Origin of the sequence: Anaerostipes sp. 992a (assembly GCF_001940245.1) — a bacterium.
Classification (GTDB): Bacteria; Bacillota; Clostridia; order Lachnospirales; family Lachnospiraceae; genus Fimousia.
The window spans coordinates 1-2,719 of the sequence record NZ_MJIG01000013.1 but is presented as its reverse complement, the minus strand read 5'-3'; the positions used below and the strand labels follow the sequence as shown (position 1 = coordinate 2,719).

At 38.3% G+C, this 2,719-nt stretch carries 3 protein-coding genes and 1 pseudogene; 3 read left to right on the top strand and 1 reads right to left on the bottom strand.

The genetic code is table 11. The features are described 5' to 3' along the window. The coding region (locus tag BHF69_RS13705) for a transposase (RefSeq protein ID WP_083651370.1) at positions 1–233 on the bottom strand (233 nt) is incomplete at its 3' end. A 256-nt stretch (positions 234–489) separates the two neighbouring features. On the opposite strand from BHF69_RS13705, the gene BHF69_RS13700 reads away from it, so the two are divergent. The 3 genes and pseudogenes from BHF69_RS13700 to BHF69_RS13695 all read left to right on the top strand — a co-directional run. Beyond that, positions 490–2,070, top strand: a complete 1,581-nt coding sequence (locus BHF69_RS13700; RefSeq protein WP_242946168.1) for an IS1182 family transposase — start codon at positions 490–492, stop codon at positions 2,068–2,070. 10 nt (positions 2,071–2,080) lie between these two features. Next, positions 2,081–2,245, top strand: coding sequence for a hypothetical protein (locus BHF69_RS14225; protein WP_158022590.1), 165 nt, complete (start codon positions 2,081–2,083; stop codon positions 2,243–2,245). A gap of 115 nt (positions 2,246–2,360) precedes the next feature. Then, positions 2,361–2,612: pseudogene (locus BHF69_RS13695) on the top strand (6-phosphofructokinase); the annotation flags it as partial. Positions 2,613–2,719: the final 107 nt, after the last annotated feature.

Sequence of the window (2,719 nt, the reverse complement as noted above, 5' to 3'; positions counted from 1 at the left end):
CTCATACTTTTAATTCCATAAAGGTATTGAATAAAAGGCATTTTGATCAGCATAACAGGATCCATGCTGGGTCTTCCATTATCAGAACAGTATTTTTCTTCTACAAGATCATAGATAAAAGTCCAGTCGATGGCTTTATCAATCAAACGCAGCATATGGTTTTGAGGAACCATGTCATCCATACAGAACATCATCATCTGTTCCCTTTTTTTGTCTGCATTTTTTGTCATCATAAAAAACACCGCCTTTCTGATATTTCAATTATATCAGAAAAACGGTCGTAAACATAGAAAAGCCCGGCTTTCGCCGGGACTTTGTCTACAGTCTGAAAAGCCCTTAGGGGCTTTTTTCTTATCATATCTATGTGATAAAAAAAAAGCCCCTAATGGCGCTTCAGACTGTAGACAAAGTCCCGGCGAAAGCCGGGCTTTTCTATGTTTACGACCGTTTTTCTGATATAATTGAAATATCAGAAAGGCGGTGTTTTTTATGATGACAAAAAATGCAGACAAAAAAAGGGAACAGATGATGATGTTCTGTATGGATGACATGGTTCCTCAAAACCATATGCTGCGTTTGATTGATAAAGCCATCGACTGGACTTTTATCTATGATCTTGTAGAAGAAAAATACTGTTCTGATAATGGAAGACCCAGCATGGATCCTGTTATGCTGATCAAAATTCCTTTTATTCAATACCTTTATGGAATTAAAAGTATGAGACAGACTATCAAGGAGATTGAAGTAAACGTTGCTTACAGATGGTTCCTTGGATTAGACATGATGGATCCGGTACCACATTTTTCAACCTTTGGAAAAAACTATACACGCCGTTTTAAGGACACAGATCTTTTTGAGCAGATCTTTGCAAAAATATTGGAAGACTGCATGAAATTTAAACTGGTGGACACCGATCAGATCTTTGTGGATTCCACTCATGTGAAAGCATGTGCAAACAGCAAAAAAATGCGAAAAAGAGTTGCACAGGAACAGGCCCTTTGGTATGAAGAGAAACTACAGAAGGAAATATCCAGGGATCGTGAAGCGCATGGGAAAAAGCCTTTGAAAGAAAAAGACAAAAATGATCCCCCATCCGGCAGCGGGAGCGGTGATAATACAAAGGAAGAAGAAATTCCAGAAGGAATTAAAACGCAGAAATGCAGTATCAGTGATCCGGAAAGCGGCTGGTTTCGTAAAGGCGAGCATAAACATGTTTTTGCCTATGCAGTGGAAACAGCTTGTGATAAACATGGCTGGATCCTGGGATACAGCATTCATCCGGGGAATGAACATGACAGCCGGACATTCAAAACACTTTATGACAAGATAAAGATCTATTCACCGGCTATGATCATAGCAGATGCCGGTTATCGTACACCAGCAATCGCCCATGAGTTGTTAGAAGATGGTATCGAGCCGCTGTTCCCATACAAAAGGCCAATGACAAAGGAAGGTTTTTTCCGAAAATATGAGTATGTATATGATGAGTATTATGACTGCTATATATGTCCGGAAAACCATATATTATCCTATCATACGACAAACAGGGAGGGTTATAGGGAATACGTAAGCTGCGGAGAAATATGTGCCAGTTGTCCAAATCTTCATAGATGTACGGAAAGCAAAGAACATATAAAAGTGATCACCCGCCATGTGTGGGAAGAATATATGGAGAAAGCAGAGGACATCAGGCATACACTTGGCAATAAACAGATATATGACTTAAGAAAGGAGACAATCGAGAGGATTTTCGGAACAGCCAAAGAGCAGCATGGATTTCGTTATACACAATACATAGGAAAAGCCCGGATGGAGATGAAAGCGGGGCTTACTTTTGCATGTATGAACCTGAAAAAACTGGCCAGGATACTGGCCAAAAGGGAAGAAAGAATCTCAACCATCCATAATATTTGGCGGTTATTAAAAGAAAAGTCATTTTTCAAAGAAAAGTGGTGCTGGAGATTATCTCCAGCACAAACTTTGTCTACAGTCTGTGCAGTCTTTGTGAAAAGACTGTGCTTTTTATGTTATAATAAATCGCTAAGTTATGAAATTACAAAATGGTTTTAGGAGGTTATGTATGAAAAACAATAATACAACAGCAATGAAAAAAAGACTGATTACTCTTGTGGTTTTGTTTATTATCGCCGTTTTTGGCTCTCAGGCGGGAAAGCATCTTATTCTGTCAAAGACGATGATCAGTTTTTGGAGGTTCTGCATGCACATTATGGGTTTGGAAATGTAAAAGTCATTGATAAGGCTATTGATAATTTTAGGAAAATGCATTAAAATACAATTGATTGTAGTTTTTTATGGTATGGAAAATCTAACACGTATGAGTTTATTATGGAGGAACAATTATGGAAAGTAAGAAGATTAGTACAATTGCTGTTTTAACCAGTGGAGGAGATGCTCCAGCAATGAATGCTGCAACACGTGCAGTTGTTCGTACAGCATTGGCAAGAGGATTAAAAGTAAAGGGAATCAAGAGAGGATACAGCGGACTGTTAAAAGAAGAAATCATCGATATGGATTCTAAGAGCGTATCTAATACCATTTCTCATGGTGGTACCATTCTTTATACCGCTCGTTGTGAAGAATTCATGATAGCAGCATAATAAGTGCTACGAGGAACTTAAGTGCAGAGCACATTTGTTTAACTGTATATTTATCGATGTTAGCCTGAATAAAGGACACGTATTCAGCTATTGATTTTTTG